The organism is Franconibacter daqui, assembly GCF_014644275.1.
Taxonomy (GTDB): Bacteria; Pseudomonadota; Gammaproteobacteria; order Enterobacterales; family Enterobacteriaceae; genus Franconibacter; species Franconibacter pulveris.
This window is the reverse complement of sequence record NZ_BMKJ01000006.1, coordinates 104,593-124,322: the sequence shown is the minus strand read 5'-3', so window position 1 is coordinate 124,322 and position 19,730 is coordinate 104,593. Positions and strand designations below refer to the sequence as shown.

The following is a 19,730-nucleotide window of genomic DNA, read 5'->3' as shown; positions in this document are numbered from 1 at the left end:
TTATGCCTTTTTGTTCCATTGAGGTCCGCCCTGAATGCTGACCGGCGGGAATTTCAGTTCTACGTTGTGTTTCTCAATGAAATCGCGGTAGTCGTAGCGCGCGCCGGGAAAACCGAGCATTTTCCAGGCCGCCATGTCGCGGTTGCCGCCATAGACCGGGTCGGCGAAGAAACCTTCGGTGGTGTTGCTGAGCACCTGAGCGAAGAAAAGGGTGCCTGCAATGCCTTCCAGTTCAATATCGCCTTTCTCAAGGCCCGCCAGCACCTTGTCCTGGTCGTCGCCGGAAAGCTCGCGGAAGGGTTTTTGAAATTGCTGCTGAGTGTATTTGTTCAGCGCGGCGAGGCCGATGCGGTAGCGCTGACGAGGCGTCAGCTCAGACTGGTCGCCTTGCTCCGGCGTGCCTTCCTGAAACGGGCCTTCCATGTACAGGCGTTCGAAGTTGCCATAAAAACCGTGAAGCTGACGGTCGATAAACACCGCGCAGCCCATCTCTTTGCCGCCGGGGCTGAGATCGTCCGCCGGGATCAGGCGGTCAACTATCGCTTCAAGCGTGGCCGCTTCATCAGCGGTGAGGAAAAGCCAACCCTGCGCGTCGAACGTTTCGGGAGGATTATCGGCGAACGGCTGCCAGCCGGGTGTACCAGTTAACGTGATTGCTTTTGCGGAACCGGCACCCAGGGTTAGCGCCGCGCCAGACCATTTCAGAACCTGCCGTCGGGTGACCCCAGGCAGCGTTTTTTGTGGCTTGCGCATTATTGCTTCCTTAGATGTGCATAAAAAAACCACCGCGTGAAATGATTACGCAGCGAAGTATTTAAAGGGTAGCTCGCTTTGCATTGTTAAGAAAAGGTTTATCTCCTGTAATGAAATGTCAGAAATGTTAAGAAATATGTATTTGTGTGTTTTTTTAGACTAAGAAGACAGTAGTACAGGGGGTGAAAAAAGGGCAAATAACGCGGTAAAAAACAGGGTTATATGGCCTGGAAGCGCGAAAAGCGGGTACAATTAGCCTTTTGGCAGGTGGAGAACGGGTGTGCGTCCCGACAAGACTTTAACGCCTTTCGAGGTGCGCATTTATCGTCACTATCGCATTGTGCATGGCGTGCGCATCGCGCTGGCTTTTATCCTCACTTTTTTTATTGTGCGCCTCGTTCAGGTGCCGGAAGGCACCTGGCCGCTTATCACGCTGGTGGTGGTGATGGGGCCTATTTCCTTCTGGGGCAACGTCGTGCCCCGCGCCTTTGAGCGCATCGGCGGCACCATTTTAGGCGCCGCGCTTGGGCTGGTGGCCCTCCGGCTGGAACTGTTTTCATTGCCGCTGATGCTTATCTGGTGCGCGCTGGCGATGTTTCTGTGCGGCTATCTGACCCTTGGTAAGCGCCCCTACCAGGCGCTGCTAATAGGCATTACGCTTTCTGTGGTGGTGGGTTCGCCGAGCGGCGATATGGAAGTGGCGCTATGGCGAAGCGGCGACGTAATTTTCGGCTCGCTGCTGGCGATGCTTTTTACAAGCGTACTGCCGCAACGCGCCTTTATCCACTGGCGCATCCAGATGGCGAAGCTGATAGGCGACTTTAACCGCATCTACCAGGCGGGCTTTTCGCCTAACCTGGTGGAGCGGCCGCGGCTCGATAAACCATTGCAGAAAGTGCTTAGCGACGTGGTAAAGATGCGTGCGCTTATCACGCCCGCCAGCAAAGAGACGCACATTCAGAAAGGGATTTACGAGGCGATCCAGACTACCAGCCGCAATATGGTCTGCACGCTGGAGATGCAAATCAACGCCTACTGGGCCTCGCGCGAAAGCCATTTCCTGATGATTAACGCCCGGACGCTGCGCGACGTGCAGTTGATGACGCAGCGCACCTTCGAGGCCTTGTCGCAGGCGCTGCACGAAGGCAACCCTTCGCCCGCGCTGGCCAATAACGAAAAGCTGGCGGAAATTGTGCAGGAGCTGCGTACGCTGATGCGTGACGAACAGTACGGCGAGCTGGTGGAAACCTCCATACACGGCTATGTCTGGTTGAGCATGGAGCTGGCGCGCCAGCTTGAGCGGCTCTCGCAGCTTATCTGCCGGGCGTTGCGCAAATAAGAATCAGACGACGCGGGCGCGCAGGCAGGTTGTTTCGATTCAGCCGCGTTTAAGGTTATGATACCGGCAGGGTATTTATCCGGCGTAAGCCATTGTCATCCGCAGCCCTGAAAGGCTATGTTTAACCAGGTCGCGGTTGTTTAACGAATCCGAGTCTCAAAATTAGCAGGGGTGTAAAAATGGAAAACAGCAAACCTTCATTCCAGGACGTGCTTGAGTTTGTCCGCTTGTTCCGTCGTAAAAACAAACTTCAGCGCGAAATTCAGGACGTTGAGAAAAAGATCCGTGACAACCAGAAGCGCGTGCTGCTGCTCGACAACCTGAGCGACTACATTAAGCCTGGTATGAGCGTAGAGGCCATTCAGGGCATCATCGCCAGCATGAAAAGCGACTATGAAGACCGCGTGGATGATTACATCATCAAGAATGCGGAAATCTCCAAAGAGCGCCGTGAGATCTCCAAAAAGCTTAAAGCGATGGGCGAACTGAAAGCCCACGAGCCGAAAAGCGAATAAGCGATAAACCGCCTCCGGGCGGTTTTTTTACGGCCGCATTCCGCAAAAGGGCGTTCAGTCAGTGCGCGTTCCTCGCGCTTTCCGCTTGCCGCTGCCCGAAACAGGCTGCCCCGTGCCTGTGCTAAAATTTATCCTGTCCTCGCCAAAAGCCGTCTTTTGGTTTCCTGACGTTAACAAAAACATACCGTGGCATGATGGCTTTAACAGACGGCGCGGGTAATGACTTAATTCATCCCCCGAATACAGGAAAACCTATGGCCAGAGTGTTGTTGCTTGCCGTTTTGCTGATGGTCGCCGCCATGCGCGCCGGGCTTGCTGTCACCTGGTTGCTGCCGCCGGAAGGCAGCCGCCTGGTCGGCAACACGTTTAGCGTGGTGGTACCGGAGGGCAATACCGAGTCGTTAGAATCTTTCGCCGCGACTTACAGCCAGGGGCTGAGCAATATGCTGGAAGCGAATCCGGGCGTCGATCCTTTCCTGCCTGCCGCAGGCACAACGCTGGTCATTCCGCAGCAGCTGATCCTGCCTGATACAAAGCGGGAAGGCATTGTTATTAACGTGGCGGAGATGCGGCTTTACTACTATCCGCCCGACACCAATACGGTGGAAGTGCTGCCCATCGGCATCGGCCAGGCGGGCCGTGAGACGCCGCGAAACTGGGTGACCCGCGTGGAGCGCAAGCAGGAGGCCCCCGCCTGGGTGCCAACGGCCAATACCCGACGTGAGTATGAAAGCCGCGGTGAGACGCTGCCGGCGATGGTGCCGCCAGGCCCGGAAAACCCCATGGGACGCTATGCGATTTATATCGGCAGGCTGTATGCCATCCACGGCACGAATGCGCGTTTTGGCATTGGCCTGCGGGTGAGCCAGGGCTGCATCCGTCTGCGCGACGCCGATATTAAATACCTGTTTGATAATGTGCCGGTTGGCACTCGCGTACAGATTATCGACCGGCCGGTGAAGTTCACCACCGAGCCTGACGGCTCACGCTGGCTGGAAGTGCATGAACCGTTGTCGCGTAACCGGGTGGAGTTTGAATCGAACAAGCGGGTACCGCTGTCGATGCAGCCGGTATTGCGAAAAGCGATGCAGGAGGGAAGCGTGAACGCGGCGGCGGTAACCGAAGCGATGGAGCGAAGATCGGGAATGCCGGTGCAGATTGGCTTTGCCTCTACCGGGGCAAACGGGCTATAAAAAAGCCCGCTGTTTAGCGGGCTTTCGAATTTGGCTCCTCTGACTGGACTCGAACCAGTGACATACGGATTAACAGTCCGCCGTTCTACCGACTGAACTACAGAGGAATTGTGGAGGCTAATCTTAGCGTCGCCGCGGAATTTGTCAAACACGATTTCATCGCTTCGCGTTCAGTTGCTCTAAAACCACACAGCGCCCCCTGTTTTTTAGCAATTTACCGGAAAAACTTTGCAGTTGTTTACGAACTAACCCATTATTTGAAATGGGGTTTCAACTTTAAGTGAAGGTTATCTTGAGCTTAGCGACCAGGTTGAACCAGGCGGTGAAAGGCACCCCCTGGTATGTCAGAAGAAAAAGTTATCGGGTACTGTTCTGGCGCGAAATCACGCCGCTCGCCGTACCTATTTTTCTGGAAAATACCTGCGTACTGCTGATGGGCGTGCTGAGCACCTTCCTCGTCAGCTGGCTTGGCAAAGAGGCGATGGCGGGCGTGGGGCTGGCGGATAGCTTCAACATGGTCGTGCTCTCGTTCTTTGCTGCGGTTGACCTCGGCACTACGGTAGTGGTCGCTTTTAGCCTCGGCAAGCGCGACCGACGACGCGCCCGCGCCGCCGCCCGGCAGTCGCTGGTGCTAATGACCATTGTGTCGATACTGCTCGCGGCGCTGATTCATCTTTCCGGGAAATACATCATCGATTTCGTGGCGGGCGAGGCCACGCAGCAGGTGAAAGAGCTGGCGCTGACCTACCTTGAACTTACCGCCTGGAGCTACCCTGCCGCCGCCATTGCCCTTATCGGCAGCGGCGCGCTGCGCGGCGCCGGCAATACCAAAATTCCGCTGCTCATTAATGGCGGGATGAATATCCTCAATATCGTCATCAGCAGCTTTCTCATCTACGGGCTTTTCTCCTGGGACGGGATGGGGTTTGTCGGCGCGGGGCTGGGGCTGACCATTTCGCGCTATATCGGCGCCATCGGTATTATTTATGTGCTGATGATTGGCTTTAACCCGGCGCTGCGCATCACGCTGAAAAGCTACTTTTCGCCGCTGAAGCTCAATATTCTCTGGGAAGTGCTGGGCATTGGTCTGCCCGCCAGTATTGAATCGGTGCTGTTTAACGGCGGCAAGCTGCTGACGCAGATGTTTGTGGCCGGCATGGGCACCGATGTGATTGCAGGGAACTTTATCGCGTTCTCCATCGCGTCGCTCATCAACCTGCCGGGCAACGCGCTTGGCTCTGCTTCCACCATCATCACTGGCAAGCGGCTGGGGAAAGGGCAGATAGGCCAGGCCGAGCGGCAACTGCGCCACGTATTCTGGCTTTCCACCATTATGCTGACCGCCATCGCCTGGCTTAGCGCTCCGTTCGCCGGGCTGCTCGCGTCGTTTTACACCCATGAGGAAGATGTAAAAGAGGTGGTGAAGGTGCTTATCTGGCTGAACGCCGCCTTCATGCCCATCTGGGCGGCCTCCTGGGTGCTGCCTGCCGGGCTCAAGGGCGCGCGCGACGCCCGTTTCGCCATGTGGGTTTCGATGCTCGGCATGTGGGGCTGTCGCGTTATCGCGGGCTATGTGCTGGGGATAATGCTCGGCTGGGGCGTGGTCGGCGTCTGGCTGGGTATGTTCCTCGACTGGGCGGTGCGCGGCGCGCTCTTCTACTGGCGCATGGCCAGCGGCAAATGGCTACAGAAGTACCCGCGCGTGCGCTCGGAAACCGCCCTCAGCGCTGAAAGTAAAGCTAGTGAAGCAGGTTAAGCAGCGCGAACAGGATTAACAGCGCGCCGCCGCCCATGTTAATGGCTCGCTTAAGCGCTCGCGTATTGATTTTGCGCGCGGAGGTTATCAGCAGCAGGCTGAGCGCGATAAGCCACACGGCCATGACCGCTACATGTACCGAGGCGAGGGCTAAGTAATGGCTCACCTCGCCCTGACGGCCAGCAAACTGCGACACCACAGTCAGGTAAAAGAGTATCGCCTTCGGGTTAAGCACGTTGGCAAGCCAGGCATCCTTTAGCGTGATTACCTTCTCGTTTTTACTGAAAGCCAGCTCCTGTGCGCCCAGGCCGCTGCGGATAAGCTGTGCGCCCAGCCAGAGCAGGTAGAATATCCCTGCTATTTTCAGCAGGCCGAACAGGGCGGGGGAGGCCACCAGCAGCGAAGTCACGCCAAGGCCAATCAGCAGCGCATGGGTGTAAATGCCAAGCGCCGTTCCCGTTAGCGTGACCAGAAGACCTTTTCGGCCCTGCGCCAGCGCGCTGTTCATCGCAAGCGTAAAGCTCGCCCCCGGCGAGAGCGCCACCGGCAGCAGCGCCGGAATAAAACCCACGATGTTGATATCCATTCAGATAACCGTAACCCGCTGTTTTTTCAGCAGTGCGCTCAGTTCGGCATCCAGTTCCCCGTCCACTACCAGCGTGCTGGCAAGCGAGAGCGGGCCAATGGCGAAGGCGGAGGCGGAATTGAGTTTTTCCTGCGAGGCCATCACGACTGTTTCCGCCGCGCGCGCTGACAGCGCCCGCTTAACGGAGGCCTCTTCATAATCGCCCGTCGTAAAGCCCGCGTTTTTGTGTACGCCGGTCACCCCCATAAAAAAGAGATCGGCATTGATGCGGTTAATGGATTCCAGCATCGAAGCGCCCACGGTAACAACGGAATGCTTGTAAAGCCTGCCGCCGATAAGAATGACGTCGATCCGGGGAAAATCGACCAGCCCGACCGCGATGCCGGGACTGTGAGTCACTGCCGTAAAAGGGAGATCGGTGGGCAGCTGTTTGATCATCTCTGTGGTTGTGGTGCCGCCGTCGATAATCACCACCTGGCCTGGCTGAATCAGCGCGGCGGCTTTGCGTGAAACTGCACGCTTTGAATCTGTTTGCACGTTTTTTCTTGTTTCGAACGGGGCGAGGGCGGCGGAAACCGGCAGCGCGCCGCCATGCACCCGCTGCAATAAGCCTTCTGCCGCTAACTCTCGTAGATCCCGGCGGATGGAGTCTTCCGAAACGCCGAAGCGCTGGCTTAATTCCCCGGAAAGCACCTGCTTCTCGGCGCCTAAAATATCCAGAATACGTTTTTTTCGCTGGCTGGCGAGCATGCGTTTTTTTTCCTGTTTTTGCTTGACTGTGCACGATTATCCATGCCAGAGTCGTTTTTGTCACGACGGGAGGGCAAAAAATGCTTCTGGAATCGCAAAAAGTACGCAATGTTCACGAGACGTTGCTCTCGGATAACTGGTACACGCTAAAGAAATATCGCTTCGAACTGCTGCGCCGTGACGGCAACTGGCAGCAGCAAGAGCGCGAAGCCTATGACCGCGGCAACGGCGCGGCGATCCTGCTTTACAACAAAGCCAAAAAAACGGTGGTATTGACGCGCCAGTTTCGCTTCCCTGTTTATCTTAACGATCGCCAGGGCATGCTGATTGAGGCCGCTGCCGGCCTGCTCGACAACCTTTCGCCGCAAGAGCGCATCAAAGCGGAAGCGCAGGAAGAGACTGGCTTTCGCGTGAGTCATGTCGAAAAGGTCTTTGAGGCTTATATGAGCCCGGGTTCGGTCACAGAAAAACTCTATTTTTTCATCGCCGAATACTCGGAGCGGGACCGCAGCAGCAACGGCGGCGGGGTGGAAGAAGAAGGGGAAGATATCGAAGTGCTGGAATGGCCCTTCGCCCGCGCCCTGGACGCTATCAGAACCGGGGAAATTGAGGATGGGAAAACGATCATGCTGCTCCAGCATCTTGCCTTAAGCGCCATCTTTGAGGAGACGATATGAAAATCATGCAGATCCTGATTGCCGGCCCGGTAAGAAGCGGCACAGACGATCGCCCCGAACTTATCGACGCCAACCTGAAGCGGATGCAACAGGCTGCGCTGGAGGTCTGGCAGAAGGGCCACGTACCGGTTATCGGCGAGTGGCTGGCCTTACCGCTGGCGCAGGCCGCGGGTTCAACCCGCATTGGCGATGAAATCAGCGAAGCGTATTTATACCCGGTGGCGCACCGGCTCATTGGCCGCTGCGACGCGATTTTGCGGCTGGATGGCGCTTCCCGCGGCGCCGACAACGACGTGCGCATCGGCCAGTCGCTGGGGCTCACGATCTACACAAGCCTCGACCAACTGCCGCAGAGTGGTGTTCAGCAATAAACGTTTGATACACAAAGCGAAGCCTGCATCCGGCGGGCTTTTTGAATCGGGCGAACGCCTTGCTCGGTCAATTAATTTGAAGCTTTATGTTAAACAAATGGCATTTATTCGTATCAGGGAACGCGTAAAGTAGACCCCACGCAAGGCAGTCCTTCAGGCGAATTTCATTACGTGTGATGAGAAACGCGCCGCCTGCCGATTATTTCCCTGAAGATAAGGTAATAGGTCATGAAAAAGATCGGATTTTTGTCATTTGGTCACTGGACGCCTTCGCCGCAGTCCGGAACGCGTACGGCCGCTGACGCGCTGTTGCAATCCATCGATCTGGCCGTCGCGGCTGAAGAGCTGGGCGCGGACGGCGCTTATTTCAGGGTTCACCATTTTGCTCGTCAACTCGCGTCTCCTTTCCCGCTGCTGGCGGCGATTGGCGCGAAAACCCGCACTATCGAGATTGGCACCGGCGTTATCGACATGCGCTATGAAAACCCGCTCTATATGGCGGAGAGCGCAAGCGCTGCGGATTTAATCTCCGGCGGGCGGTTGCAGCTTGGCATCAGCCGCGGTTCGCCGGAGCAGGTGATCGACGGCTGGCGCTACTTTGGCTATCAGCCCGCGGAAGGGGAAAACGAGTCTGACATGGCGCGCCGCCACACGGAGGTGCTGCTGGATGTGCTGCGCGGCGAAGGCTTTGCGAAACCCAACCCGCAGCCAATGTTCCCGAACCCGCCGGGGCTTTTGCGCCCGGAACCTTACTCGGAAGGCCTGCGCGAGCGCATCTGGTGGGGGGCGGGCTCGAATGCGACGGCGGTCTGGGCAGCAAAACTCGGCATGAACCTGCAAAGCTCCACTCTGAAAGATGATGAAACCGGCGAGCCGTTCCACATTCAGCAGGCGAAGCAGATCCGCGCTTACCGCGAAGCCTGGGCGCAGGCGGGGCATACCCGCACGCCGCGCGTCTCCGTCAGCCGCAGCATTTTCGCCCTGATGGATGGCCGTGACCGTGCTTATTTCGGCGCCAGCCGTGACGAAAGCGATAAAGTTGGCTACCTGGATGAGAAAACCCGCGCTATCTTCGGGCGCAGCTACGCGGCTGAGCCGGATAAATTAATCGAACAGCTGAAGCAGGACGAAGCGATAGCCGAAGCCGATACGCTGTTGCTGACCGTGCCGAACCAGCTGGGCGTGGATTACAACGTACACGTGATTGAGTCCATTCTGAAGCACGTCGCTCCGGCGATGGGCTGGCGTGAATAGCCTGATAAGGCCAGCCTGAAATAAAAAAGCCCCGCATTGTAAAAGATGCGGGGCTTTTAATTTTGGGCGAGTCACGAAGCGGCTACGGCAAGTAAATACGCCTGCCTTTATTTCTTCTTATTAAGCATCGACTTTAAATCGGCAAAGGGGTTATAGGTTGCCGCAGCCACATCTTTTTGCGCGTCTTCGCCCGCTACAACGGTTGTGCCGTACTGGTCCGCTTCCGTGTACTTCGAGTGTTCGTGGTCATGGCAATAAAGACACAGTAACTCCCAGTTACTGCCATCTTCCGGGTTATTGGTATGGTCATGATCGATATGGTGGACCGTTAATTCGCGCAGGTTAGAGTAAACAAACTCACGCGAGCAGCGCCCACATACCCACGGGTAGAGTTTTAATGCTTTCTCACGGTAGCCGCTTTCCAGCCGTGAGTAGTTTTTTGGGATCAGAGCCATGCCGGTGTTACCTGTTACAAGGAGATAATTTACATGTGGTTTGAGCAGGCTAGCCTGCCTGGCAGGCCACCGCAAGCGTCATTTACCGTCCGCTCCTCGCTCTGCAAAGCGAGGGCTACTTTTAAGATTAGCGCTCTCCTGGGCTCCTCAGTTGCTGGAACACGTCTATTTTACTCACTCGCTGCTCGCGCCTCTGTTTTCTTCACGCCGTGTCGCCAGCATGCGCGCTTAAAAATCATTGAGCGAAGCGCAGCCTCAGGCAGACGAGTGCTCCCGTGTTGCGCCTGATGGCGGGCAAAGTTGATAAACGCCTCAAAAATACCCTTAAAGTTATCATGGCTTAACCCACCTACCATAATTAGTAGGGTTAAGCCAAAAGAGGAAAGCATCATGAACGGGTTATCAGAGGTAAATATCGGCGAGTTCAAAAAGCAGTTCACGGGAGAGGTGATTGTTCCTGAAGATGCAAACTATGACGAGGTGCGCCAGATCTGGAACGCTATGATCGACCGTAAACCTGCGCTGATCGTCCGCTGCACGACGCCTGAAGATATCATCCAGGCCATCGAATTTGGGCGCACGCAAAATCTCCTCATTTCTATCCGCGGGGGTGGACATAACATCGCGGGCAATGCCGTGTGCGACGATGGTCTGATGATAGACCTGTCGTTGATGAAGGGCGTGGAAGTGGACCCAACCACCCGCAGGGCAAACGTTGAGCCAGGCTGCACCCTTGGCGACTTCGATGCGGCGGCGCAGGCCTGGGGCCTTGCCACGCCCCTTGGCATCAATTCAACCACCGGCGTGGCTGGCCTGACGCTCGGCGGCGGATTCGGCTGGCTGAGCCGCAAGTATGGCATGACCATAGATAACTTACTCTCTGTGGAGATTATTACGGCAAATGGCAGGCAGCTGCACGCCAGCGAAGCAGAAAACGCCGATCTCTTTTGGGGGGTGCGGGGCGGCGGCGGCAACTTCGGTGTGATTACTCGCTTCGAATTCCAGCTTCATCCCGTCGGGCCGAACGTACTGAGCGGGCTGATCGTCTTTCCGTTTGAGCAGGCAAAATCCGTTATCTCGCAGTTCGCCCGTTTCACCGAGACGATGCCGGAAGCGCTCAATGTCTGGATGGTTACGCGCAAGGCGCCTCCGCTGCCTTTCCTGCCGGAAGCGGTTCACGGGAAAGAGATGGTTGCGCTCGCACTATGCTATGCGGACGACCCGGAAGAAGGCGAGAAGCTCATCGCACCACTGCGCGGGTTCGGCACCGTGCTCGGCGAACACATCGGCGTGCAGCCCTATACGGCCTGGCAGCAGGCGTTCGATCCGCTCTTAACAAAAGGGGCGCGCAACTACTGGAAGTCGCACAACTTCTCACAAATCAGCGAAGGCGTTATCGATACCATCATTGAATATGCGGCCAGATTGCCGTCACCGCATTGTGAGATATTTATCGGCACAATTGGCGGCAAGACGACCAGCGTAGCGCCCGAGGCCATGGCTTACTCAAGCCGGGACGCCAGGTATGTGATGAATGTGCACGGGCGCTGGGAGACCGCCGCCGAGGATGAGCGCTGCATCACCTGGGCGCGTGAATTCTTCGCTAAATCACAGCCGTTTGCCAGCGGCGGCGCCTACATCAACTTCCTCACCCACGACGAGACCGACCGCATCGTCTTCGCATACGGTACGACCTGGAAGCGGCTGGTGGAGCTTAAAAATAAATACGACCCGATGAACCTCTTCCGGATGAATCAGAACATCAAGCCGGCATGAGACCAGGGATGCGCCTGACGACGGGATGTAGCCAGCACGCGATGCACACTGCGGGCGCTCAACGTCAGGCGCGATAACGGCGCGCTTTATTGACCTGTCGGCAGCTGTACAGGGCGCTTGCGCCGACGCCTGTAAACGCCAGGCTAGCGCGTTTACGGTTTTTTACTCCTCCACTTTATCGCTCCTTGAGCATCCAGACGTAAACTAAAGACGTAGTCTGCGCGGACATTGTGCTTTACACTGCGCGCTGCAAAAACTGAGTAGATAAACGATTAGCAGGCGATAATGGCGATGAACGGAAAGATCACAACCTGGTTTAAAGAAAAAGGGTTTGGGTTTATCAAAGATGAAAACGGCGATAACCGTTATTTTCATGTGATTAAGGTCGCCAATCCGGAACTGATTAAAAAAGATGCCGCGGTGACGTTCGAACCTACCACCAATAATAAAGGGTTGTCAGCTTATGCGGTGAAAGTTGTACCGGAGAGCAAATATATTTATATCGCAGGCGAGCGCCTGAAGCTCACGTCTATCAAATCTTACGTGGTTTTCAGCGAAGAGGTGCCTGCCAGCACGCGCATTGATAAAGAAAATGCGGTGCTCTCTGTCGGGGCGTTAATGAACAGCATTAAGCCGAAAACTGCCGCTAAGCCTGGTGAAATGCGTTCGCTGAAAAAGCTGGCTATCACCACTTTCCAGGGAACGACATTAATCTTTTCGGAAGATGAGATTGATGTGGATGCCACGGTGAAACTGCTTAAAGTTTGATATGCCTTGCGCCGGGTTCCGGACAGGGTATACGCCCATCGGCTACCGCACCCGGGCATAACTGCCTGAATACAACCTCACCCATGACTGGCGGGTTATAGAAACGAAAATGACGAAACTTACCTTACAAGAGCAGATGCTAAAGGCTGGCTTAGTGACCAGCAAAAAAATGGCCAAAGTGCAAAGAACGGCGAAAAAATCACGGGTTCAGGCCCGCGAGGCGCGAGAAGCCGTGGAAGAGAATAAAAAAGCGCAGCTTGAGCGTGATAAGCAGCTAAGCGAACAGCAAAAACAGGCGGCTTTATCTAAAGAGTATAAAGCTCAGGTTAAGCAACTCATTGAAATGAACAGAATTACCATTTCAAAAGGCAGCATCGATTTTAATTTCACCGATAATAACCTCATCAAAAAAGTTGTTGTGGATAAGCCCACTCAGACGCAGCTGATAAATGGCCGTCTCGCCATTGCGCGATTGGTGGTTGATGGCAAGGGAGAGTGTGAATACGCCATTATCCCGGCGAGCGTTGCCGATAAAATCGCGCAGCGAGATGCGAGCAGCATTGTCGTCAATCACGTGCTGAGCCAGGAAGCGCAGGATGAGGACGACCCGTATGCTGATTTCAAAGTCCCTGATGATTTGATGTGGTAATGAGCAGTATGGCGTGCAGAGACTACGGCGTTGGGTTATTGCTGATGCCAGCGTGAAGTCTTTCAGGCGCCCAGCTTGCAGGGATGACCGCAAGCCGCAGGGAAGCAGGATATTTTCAGGTCTGCCGGGGCAGGCTATAACTTACTAAAGACGTTAATCCAGGGGGCTGCTTATGAGCGCTGAAATACCACTTAAATATTATGATATCGCGGATGAGTACTCGACCGAATGCGCGGAGCCGGTAACGGAGTCAGAACGCGAACCCCTGGCGCGCTATTTCCAGCTGCTGATCACCCGGTTAATGAATAACGAGGAGATCAGCGAAGAGGCGCAGCGAGAGCTGGCCAGTGAAGCAGGGATTGATGAAGAACGTATCGACGAGATAGCGACGTTTCTGAATCAGTGGGGCAACGAGTAACGCTATTTTCAAAGGGCGCAAAGCAAGCAGAGTTGCGTCCTTTTATGCGTTTAGCGCTCTGAACCAGCAAAGCAAAAAGCCCGCTTAAGTTTCCTTAAGCGGGCTTTTTTGAATTTGGCTCCTCTGACTGAATACAATATGCCACATATCCATTTTAATTTTTTAATTATTTCTATTTTCGGTTTAGAGCGAAGCCCTCAATAAAGCCCCCAATCTTATAATTGATTGGAATGTGATGCATATCATAAATTTAAAACATCATAGTGAGTTTTGCACCCGGTTTAACCGGGCGCATTTTGATTTATTTTTTATGCTTTTTTGCTCAAGCCTCACAAACCACAGCAGGTAAATTTTCTTCAACGTATATCAACTAACAGTACAAGGATGAATAAATATGTCTGTTTCAATCAAAACAACAATCTATGACTGTAGTGAAGGTAGTGATGGTTTCGGCATTCAGGATTCAGGAATGGGTTATATCTACGGAACCTTTCCTGTATTTAATGGCGGAGAAGAGGGAGCGATATATCAACTTAATGTGGCAACCTCAACAACCCGTGCCATTACCAGCGGTTTCACTCCGCAGGGAGAGCTTGGTAAAATGACTCTGGGCAATGACCAGATGATTTACTTTTCTGAGAGAAATATAAATTATCATATTGGCAAAATCGACCCCACATCTGGCTCAATATCCGAAATACCCATTCCCGGTACAGTGACATCAAGAATGCTGGGAGGGATAACTACTGACAAAACGACCGGACTCATCTGGCTGACCAGCCGTGTTTATGATATTAAAACCGATCCCGAAAACGTCAGGCAGGGCATTATCAGCTATAACCCTGCTACCGGAGAAATCTCAGAATACCTCACAGCATCGTTCAGTCCTGATAATCCCGGAGATATTACTGTCGATAATGCCGGGAATATCTGGTTTGTCGAACTCTCTGGAGCAGGGCTTATCCGATTTACACCCAACACTCAGGAGTTCTCATACTATCCCGCCCCATTGAATGAAGATATCAATATTAACGCCTTAACTACCGATACTGACGGAAACATCTGGTATACCAACACCTACTATAACAATAACGCCGGAGCAATCGGTAAGTTTACTCCCGAAACAGGGGAATATACCCAATACAGCGAAGGCATTCTGAATGGCCCACCATCTGATATTGTCATTATGAATAATGGTGCAATCTGGTTTAACGAACATTCAGGCCAGTATCTGGGAACCCTTGATCCTGACACTGGCTATATTGAAGAAATTGCAGTGAATATTCCGGCAGAACAGTCATTATTTGGCCAGGGCGATTTATGCCTGTCTCAGACATCATCAAATATAATATGGGGATGTTCAGCGTATGCCATCACGTCTTATGAAATCATTGACCAGCAATAACAAACCTGGCATTGCATAAATACTGGGTCTTCGCGCCTGAAGAATCGGGCGCTATTTTTTTACCAAAAAACAGTTGTCGCTACCCCCCTCATTTTCAATCCCCATGGGGAGGATGCGATGAAACAACTGCTGATAGCTCTACTCCTGTTCATTCTCAACGGCGTGGCCGCAGCTGATTGGTGTTACTCTTTCCGGAGTGTATGCTTGATCAGATCGTACAATCCGCACTGAATCTCTTTCTGGTGCGAAACGACTAATAACAGCTATTTAGCCCGCGGAGATCACCACTTCAATCAGATTCGTCTTCCCGCTGGCTATACCCATTTTAACCGCCGCTGTGATATCAGCAGCCTGGGTGACACGGCAGGCGCTGATGCCCATCGACGTCGCAAGCGACTGAAAATCAATGCAAGGGTTCACCAGAACCATGCCGATGAATTTCCCCAATGCAACGGAGGAGTAGCCAGCCTGATTCTTCATGAAATTTTTCAGCACATTGTACTCAAAATTATTCATGACGATAAAAGTACCAGAGTTTTGATCCGTTGGGTTTGATCAGCAGGTACAGTCCGGCACTGTCGCCGAGTTTGAAGGGTTTGTCTGTGGGTCTGAGCTTGCGGATAGCGGTATCTGTTAATGCCATAGCGGGGGGCTCCATTTGTTCACCGAACCGTGAGGCCCCCGATTAAGCCCCCAAAAACTATGGATGCAAAGAAACCCGGTAATCCTTATTGGGACAGCCGGGTACAGATAACTTCTTGTTTTTTTTACAGCCTTAAGACGCATAGAGATGTCTTAAGACTAAAATTTGGCTCCTCTGACTGGACTCGAACCAGTGACATACGGATTAACAGTCCGCCGTTCTACCGACTGAACTACAGAGGAATCGTGTGAACGGGGCGCATAGTAACGAGATGCCCCAGGGTTGTCAAAAGCTCTTTTAAAAAAACGCGCCGTTTGCCGATTAATTCCGCAAGCTGCGCTTTTTTTGACACTTTTCTGAGCGAAAGGCCGCATATCGGACGCGCCAGTGAAAAGAAATCGCCGCCGCGAAGGGAGTACGCGGCGGCGTTTTTTCAGCCGGGGGATCAGCGGAACGGCGGTTCGTTGAAGGTGCGCAGCTTACGAGAGTGTAAGCGCTCGCCCTCGGCGCGCAACAGGTCGATAGCGCGAATGCCAATCTGCAAATGCTCTGAAATGGCCCCTTCATAAAAGCGGTTCGCCTGGCCGGGCAGCTTTATCTCTCCGTGCAGCGGCTTGTCGGAAACGCACAGCAGCGTGCCGTAAGGCACGCGGAAGCGATATCCCTGGGCGGCGATGGTGGCGCTCTCCATATCAATCGCCACCGCGCGACTTAAGTTGAAGCGCAGCGCGGAGGCGGAGTAGCGCAGCTCCCAGTTGCGGTCGTCGGTGGTGACAACGGTGCCAGTGCGCAGCCGTTGTTTAACTTCTTCGCCCGGCATGTCGCTCACCAGTTTGGTGGCGTCATACAGCGCGCGCTGCACTTCTGCAATGCTCGGGATAGGGATATCCGGCGGCAGTACGGCATCCAGCACGTGGTCGTCGCGCAGATACGCGTGCGCCAGCACGTAGTCGCCAATCGCCTGGCTTTCACGCAGCCCGCCGCAATGACCAATCATCAGCCAGACATCCGGGCGCAGCACGGCGAGATGATCGCAGATGGTTTTCGCGTTCGACGGTCCAACGCCGATATTGATAAGCGTAATGCCCTGACCGTCAGCGGTAATCAGATGCCAGGCGGGCATCTGGTGCTTTTTCCAGGCGAGATCGGAAATAACCTCTTCCGGCCCTTCGGTATCGGCGGTGATCCAGACACCGCCCGCACAAGAGAGCGCCACGTAAGGGCTTTCCGGGTCGAGGATCTGGCTGCAACCCCAGCGCACAAACTCATCCACGTAACGCGTGTAGTTAGTGAACAGCACGAACGGCTGGAAATGCTCGGCGGGCGTGCCGGTGTAGTGCCGCAGGCGCGCCAGCGAAAAATCCACGCGGCGGGCGTCGAAATGCGAGAGCGGGTAAAACTCCGTCGGATGGAAGATGCCGTCGGCGGTCTCATCGCCAATCTGCGCAAGCTCAGTGGTCGGGAAATGGCGGGCGAGACCGGCGCTCATTGAGCGGTCCAGCGTCAGCGTGGAGCCGTCTATCACATAAGGGTAGGGGATCTCATGCTGAGAAGGCGAAACCTCGATCGCCGCGCCGTAATCTTCATACAGCAGCGTCAGCTGTTCCGCCAGATAAGGCCGAAAAAGCGAAGGGCGGGTGATGGTGGTTGTATAGCAGCCCGGGTGAGTAAAGCGGGCGTAGGCGCGGGTTTTCTTCGGGTTGCGGGCGTTGCCGTCCCAGCTTACCCGCAATTGCGGGTAGACGAACAACCCTTGCGAACGGCGAGCCTCTTGCGGCGTTTCGCCGTTTTCAATAAAGGCGGCGATGGCTTCGCGCAGGGCGTTAACCGCCGCGTCGTACATGGCTTCGAGTTTATCAAGCGCTTGTTCTGGCGTCAGGTGAGTTCCGGCTTCGTTATGCATATTTTCTCCTTATCCCGCACCACAGGCGGGTGTTAGCCATGCCGTTAGTATGTCACAGGATAAGGAAAGCGCAGTGAAGGAAAGATGAAACGCTAAAAAGCAAAAAGCCCGCTTAAGTTTCCTTAAGCGGGCTTCTCTGAATTTGGCTCCTCTGACTGGACTCGAACCAGTGACATACGGATTAACAGTCCGCCGTTCTACCGACTGAACTACAGAGGAATCGTGTGAACGGGGCGCATACTAACGGCGCAGGCCGGGATTGTCAAAGGGCGAATTAACGTTAACGATTCGTTTGCCGACAAATTAGCCATCCCGCGCGCGGGCCCTTCATAAAATCCGCTCTCGCACCGTTGTGGTGCAACCGCCGTTCGAAACGGGGCATCAGAAAAACGCTGTTTCAATAATGGTTCAACGCGTTGTGATTGGTTTCTCTTATTATCCAGCCGGTTAGCGTCCCTGCCCGGAGCAATCTGAAAACTGGCAAGCATATTGCAACACATCCTGCGACTATCTTGCTGGCTTTACTACCGGCGTTCCGTACAGGAGGCAAAATGAACTTAAGACGACTGAAGTATTTCGTAAAAATCGTCGACATCGGGAGCCTGACGCAGGCCGCTGAAGTGTTGCACATTGCGCAACCCGCCCTTAGCCAACAGGTGGCAACCCTGGAAGGGGAGATGAATCAACAGCTGTTGATTCGCACCAAGCGGGGCGTAACCCCGACGGAAGCCGGAAAAATCCTCTATGCTCATGCGCGCACCATTTTACGCCAGTGCGAGCAGGCGCAGCTGGCAGTGAACAATGTCGGCCAGACGCTGAGCGGCCACGTCTCTATCGGCCTTGCGCCGGGAACGGCGGCCTCTTCTATTACCATGCCGCTGCTGCAGGCCGTGCGCGCGGAATTGCCGGACGTGCTGGTCTATCTGCATGAAAACAGCGGGTCGGTGTTAAACGAGAAAGTGCTCAACGGCCAGCTCGACATGGCGGTGCTCTATGACCGTTCGGCAACCTCCGGGCTCACCAGCCAGCCGCTGCTGAAAGAAGATCTTTACCTGGTCGGCACCCGCGACTGCCCGGGCCAGAGCATCGATCTCGCCGCCGTTGCGGAGATGAACCTGTTTCTCCCTCGCGATTACAGCGCGGTGCGCAAGCGCGTGGATGAGGCCTTCTCGCTGCGTCGCCTGACGGCCAAAATCATCGGCGAGATTGAGTCTATCGCTACGTTGACAGCGGCTATCGCCAGCGGCATGGGCGTAACGGTATTGCCGGAATCGGCGGCGCGATCCCTTGCGGGCTCCGCGAACGGCTGGATGGCCCGCATAACGGCGCCGTCCATGAACCTGCCGCTGTCGCTGAATCTCTCGTCAACGCTGCCGCTTTCCCCGCAAGCGCAGGCGGTGAAAGAAATTTTGCTGTCGCTGGTAACGCGCCCGGCGCTCGAAAGCCGTGAGTTGATGCTGGTGGGCTAGCTTATATTCCATCCAGGAATATATTGCTGGTTTTTATTATTTGTTCTGTCCATCGGGTGACTTTAACAATAGCGTCATGTTGAATGTCTCCCGGGGGCGATGTGAATTTCCAGCAGCTTAAAATTATCCGCGAAGCGGCAAGGCGGGATTACAACCTGACCGACGTCGCTAATATGCTCTACACCTCTCAGTCTGGCGTCAGCCGTCATATTCGCGAGCTGGAGGAGGAACTGGGCATTGAGATTTTCATCCGCCGCGGCAAGCGCCTGCTTGGCATGACGGAGCCGGGCAAAGCGTTGCTGGTTATCGCCGAGCGTATTCTCGACGAAGCCAGCAATGTGCGCCGTCTTGCCGACCTTTTCACCAACGACGCCTCCGGCGTGCTGACTATCGCCACCACGCACACCCAGGCGCGCTATAGCCTGCCTTCGGTTATTAAAGAATTTCGCGCGCTTTTTCCTGAGGTGCGTCTGGAATTAATTCAGGGCACGCCGCAGGAGATAGATTCCCTGCTGCAAAGCGGCACGGCGGATATCGGCATCGCCAGCGAACGGCTTAGTACGGACCCGACGTTAGTGGCTTACCCCTGGTTTCGTTGGTATCACAATCTGCTGGTGCCGCAGGATCACCCGCTTTTACAGGCAAACCCACTGACGCTGGAAGATATTAGCCGCTGGCCGCTTATTACCTATCGTCAGGGCATTACCGGGCGCTCGCGTATTGATGAAGCTTTTGCGCGTAAGGGGCTGGCGGCAGACATTGTGTTAAGCGCGCAGGACTCGGACGTTATCAAAACCTATGTTGAGCTGGGGCTTGGTATTGGCCTGGTGGCGGAGCAGGCGAGCGGTGAAGCGGGGCAACTGGTGCGCCTTGATACGCGCCATCTTTTTGACGCTAATACCGTCTGGCTGGGGTTAAAGCGCGGACAGCTGCAGCGCAACTACGTCTGGCGCTTTATCGAGCTTTGCAATCCGGGTCTTTCGGTTGATGAAATCAAACGTCAGGCGCTGGAAGCCGCCGAACCAGTGATCGATTTTCAAATCTGAGGCC

At 54.7% G+C, this 19,730-nt stretch carries 20 protein-coding genes, 3 tRNA genes and 1 pseudogene; 14 read left to right on the top strand and 10 right to left on the bottom strand.

Features of this window, described 5'->3' with window-relative positions:
• Positions 1-753, bottom strand: a complete 753-nt coding sequence (locus tag IEX01_RS17935) for a gluconate 2-dehydrogenase subunit 3 family protein (protein ID WP_024558936.1) — start codon at positions 751-753, stop codon at positions 1-3.
• 280 nt (positions 754-1,033) lie between these two features.
• On the opposite strand from IEX01_RS17935, the gene IEX01_RS17930 reads away from it, so the two are divergent.
• The 3 genes from IEX01_RS17930 (at position 1,034) to ldtA (ending at position 3,800) form a co-directional block, all read left to right on the top strand.
• Positions 1,034-2,092, top strand: coding sequence for an FUSC family protein (locus IEX01_RS17930; RefSeq protein WP_188724273.1), 1,059 nt, complete (start codon positions 1,034-1,036; stop codon positions 2,090-2,092).
• A 179-nt stretch (positions 2,093-2,271) separates the two neighbouring features.
• A complete protein-coding gene (locus IEX01_RS17925; protein WP_024558610.1) occupies positions 2,272-2,607 on the top strand; it encodes a DUF496 family protein in 336 nt (111 codons plus the stop codon).
• Positions 2,608-2,861: 254 nt separating this feature from the next.
• Positions 2,862-3,800: a L,D-transpeptidase gene (gene ldtA / locus IEX01_RS17920; protein ID WP_188724272.1), complete on the top strand. Its 939-nt coding sequence runs from the start codon at positions 2,862-2,864 to the stop codon at positions 3,798-3,800.
• 31 nt (positions 3,801-3,831) lie between these two features.
• Here ldtA and IEX01_RS17915 read toward each other — a convergent pair.
• Positions 3,832-3,907, bottom strand: a tRNA-Asn gene (locus IEX01_RS17915).
• Positions 3,908-4,092: 185 nt separating this feature from the next.
• Between IEX01_RS17915 and IEX01_RS17910 the strand changes: the two genes are divergently transcribed.
• Positions 4,093-5,556: an EmmdR/YeeO family multidrug/toxin efflux MATE transporter gene (locus IEX01_RS17910; protein WP_024558612.1), complete on the top strand. Its 1,464-nt coding sequence runs from the start codon at positions 4,093-4,095 to the stop codon at positions 5,554-5,556.
• Here the strand turns inward: IEX01_RS17910 and IEX01_RS17905 are convergent.
• Complete coding sequence (locus tag IEX01_RS17905) at positions 5,540-6,142, bottom strand: LysE family translocator (RefSeq protein ID WP_048888080.1); 603 nt, start codon at positions 6,140-6,142, stop codon at positions 5,540-5,542. The genes IEX01_RS17910 and IEX01_RS17905 overlap by 17 nt on opposite strands.
• Positions 6,143-6,892, bottom strand: coding sequence for a DeoR/GlpR family DNA-binding transcription regulator (locus IEX01_RS17900; protein WP_188724271.1), 750 nt, complete (start codon positions 6,890-6,892; stop codon positions 6,143-6,145). It lies immediately after the preceding gene.
• Between the two features lie 80 nt (positions 6,893-6,972).
• On the opposite strand from IEX01_RS17900, the gene IEX01_RS17895 reads away from it, so the two are divergent.
• The 3 genes from IEX01_RS17895 to IEX01_RS17885 all read left to right on the top strand — a co-directional run bounded on the left by IEX01_RS17895 (position 6,973) and on the right by IEX01_RS17885 (position 9,194).
• A complete protein-coding gene (locus tag IEX01_RS17895) occupies positions 6,973-7,569 on the top strand; it encodes an NUDIX hydrolase (protein ID WP_024558615.1) in 597 nt (198 codons plus the stop codon).
• Positions 7,566-7,940, top strand: coding sequence for an NUDIX hydrolase (locus IEX01_RS17890; RefSeq protein WP_024558616.1), 375 nt, complete (start codon positions 7,566-7,568; stop codon positions 7,938-7,940). Before IEX01_RS17895 ends, IEX01_RS17890 begins: the two co-directional genes overlap by 4 nt.
• 228 nt (positions 7,941-8,168) lie before the next feature.
• On the top strand, positions 8,169-9,194 hold the full coding sequence (locus tag IEX01_RS17885; RefSeq protein WP_024558617.1) for an LLM class flavin-dependent oxidoreductase: 1,026 nt from the start codon (positions 8,169-8,171) through the stop codon (positions 9,192-9,194).
• A gap of 107 nt (positions 9,195-9,301) precedes the next feature.
• Here the strand turns inward: IEX01_RS17885 and yajD are convergent, their stop codons facing one another.
• On the bottom strand, positions 9,302-9,649 hold the full coding sequence (gene yajD, locus IEX01_RS17880; RefSeq protein ID WP_024558618.1) for an HNH nuclease YajD: 348 nt from the start codon (positions 9,647-9,649) through the stop codon (positions 9,302-9,304).
• Between the two features lie 390 nt (positions 9,650-10,039).
• On the opposite strand from yajD, the gene IEX01_RS17875 reads away from it, so the two are divergent.
• From IEX01_RS17875 to IEX01_RS17855, 5 genes are all read left to right on the top strand, one after another.
• Complete coding sequence (locus IEX01_RS17875) at positions 10,040-11,425, top strand: FAD-binding oxidoreductase (RefSeq protein WP_188724270.1); 1,386 nt, start codon at positions 10,040-10,042, stop codon at positions 11,423-11,425.
• Positions 11,426-11,710: 285 nt separating this feature from the next.
• Positions 11,711-12,193 (top strand): cold-shock protein, encoded by a 483-nt coding sequence (locus IEX01_RS17870; RefSeq protein ID WP_024558621.1) that lies wholly within the window; start codon positions 11,711-11,713, stop codon positions 12,191-12,193.
• Positions 12,194-12,302: 109 nt separating this feature from the next.
• A complete protein-coding gene (locus IEX01_RS17865) occupies positions 12,303-12,842 on the top strand; it encodes a DUF2058 domain-containing protein (protein ID WP_024558622.1) in 540 nt (179 codons plus the stop codon).
• A 172-nt stretch (positions 12,843-13,014) separates the two neighbouring features.
• Positions 13,015-13,260 carry a YmjA family protein gene (locus IEX01_RS17860; protein WP_024558623.1) on the top strand — a complete coding sequence of 82 codons (246 nt, stop codon included), beginning with the start codon at positions 13,015-13,017 and terminating at the stop codon, positions 13,258-13,260.
• Between the two features lie 394 nt (positions 13,261-13,654).
• The gene (locus IEX01_RS17855; RefSeq protein ID WP_188724269.1) at positions 13,655-14,665 is read left to right on the top strand and encodes a Vgb family protein; all 1,011 of its coding nucleotides are present in this window, start codon (positions 13,655-13,657) and stop codon (positions 14,663-14,665) included.
• 267 nt (positions 14,666-14,932) lie between these two features.
• Here the strand turns inward: IEX01_RS17855 and IEX01_RS17850 are convergent, their stop codons facing one another.
• The 5 genes and pseudogenes from IEX01_RS17850 to IEX01_RS17830 form a co-directional block, all read right to left on the bottom strand.
• Positions 14,933-15,181 carry a thiamine pyrophosphate-dependent enzyme gene (locus tag IEX01_RS17850; RefSeq protein WP_024558625.1) on the bottom strand — a complete coding sequence of 83 codons (249 nt, stop codon included), beginning with the start codon at positions 15,179-15,181 and terminating at the stop codon, positions 14,933-14,935.
• A gap of 10 nt (positions 15,182-15,191) precedes the next feature.
• Positions 15,192-15,308: pseudogene (locus IEX01_RS17845) on the bottom strand (Arm DNA-binding domain-containing protein); the annotation flags it as partial.
• A 166-nt stretch (positions 15,309-15,474) separates the two neighbouring features.
• Positions 15,475-15,550: transfer RNA gene (locus IEX01_RS17840), tRNA-Asn, on the bottom strand.
• 203 nt (positions 15,551-15,753) lie between these two features.
• Positions 15,754-17,211 carry an AMP nucleosidase gene (locus tag IEX01_RS17835; protein ID WP_024558626.1) on the bottom strand — a complete coding sequence of 486 codons (1,458 nt, stop codon included), beginning with the start codon at positions 17,209-17,211 and terminating at the stop codon, positions 15,754-15,756.
• Between the two features lie 143 nt (positions 17,212-17,354).
• Positions 17,355-17,430, bottom strand: a tRNA-Asn gene (locus IEX01_RS17830).
• Positions 17,431-17,762: 332 nt separating this feature from the next.
• Between IEX01_RS17830 and nac the strand changes: the two genes are divergently transcribed.
• Together nac and cbl are read left to right on the top strand one after the other, a co-directional pair.
• The gene (gene nac, locus IEX01_RS17825; RefSeq protein WP_024558627.1) at positions 17,763-18,680 is read left to right on the top strand and encodes a nitrogen assimilation transcriptional regulator NAC; all 918 of its coding nucleotides are present in this window, start codon (positions 17,763-17,765) and stop codon (positions 18,678-18,680) included.
• A 101-nt stretch (positions 18,681-18,781) separates the two neighbouring features.
• Complete coding sequence (cbl, locus tag IEX01_RS17820) at positions 18,782-19,726, top strand: HTH-type transcriptional regulator Cbl (RefSeq protein ID WP_024558628.1); 945 nt, start codon at positions 18,782-18,784, stop codon at positions 19,724-19,726.
• Positions 19,727-19,730: the final 4 nt, after the last annotated feature.